We start from the raw sequence: 690 nt of genomic DNA, 5'->3' as shown, positions 1-690 counted from the left end.
CGAGCTTGCGAGGCTAGGGGGTCCATGGGGATGCGGACGCCGCGTTCGTGGGCGACTTCGATGGCGCGGTCGTAGCCGGCGTCGGCGTGGCGGATGACGCCCATGCCGGGGTCGTTGGTGAGGAGGCGTTCGAGTTTCTGCGCGGCGAGTTCGGTGCCGTCGGCGACGGAGACCTGGCCGGTGTGGATGGAGCGGCCGATGCCCACGCCGCCGCCGTGGTGGATGGAGACCCAGGTCGCGCCGGAGGAGGCGGCGGTCAGGGCGTTGAGCAGGGGCCAGTCCGCGATCGCGTCGGAGCCGTCCTTCATGGCTTCGGTCTCCCGGTAGGGGGAGGCCACGGAGCCGGAGTCCAGGTGGTCCCGGCCGATCACGATGGGGGCCTTGACCTTGCCCTCGGCGACGAGCTGGTTGAACAGCAGCCCGGCCTTGGCGCGTTCGCCGTAGCCGAGCCAGCAGATCCGGGCCGGGAGGCCTTCGAACTCGACGCGTTCGGCGGCGGCGTCGAGCCATTTGTGCAGGTGGGTGTTCTCCGGGAACAGTTCCTTGATGGCCTTGTCGGTCACGGCGATGTCCTCGGGGTCACCGGAGAGCGCGACCCAGCGGAACGGGCCCAGCCCTTCGCAGAACAGGGGCCGGATGTAGGCCGGGACGAAGCCGGGGAACTCGAAGGCCCGGCCGTAGCCGCCCTTG

At 70.6% G+C, this 690-nt stretch carries 1 protein-coding gene; it reads right to left on the bottom strand.

Annotation, left to right across the window (positions count from 1 at the left end):
* Nucleotides 1-690 (bottom strand): urocanate hydratase family protein (locus AC1DJW_RS26510; RefSeq protein ID WP_476902959.1); only part of this gene is annotated, 690 nt, incomplete at both ends.

It is taken from the genome of Arthrobacter sp. 05L417 (assembly GCF_056397865.1).
The sequence above is the reverse complement of the archived record's forward strand: the minus strand, read 5'-3'. Positions and strand labels throughout refer to the sequence as shown.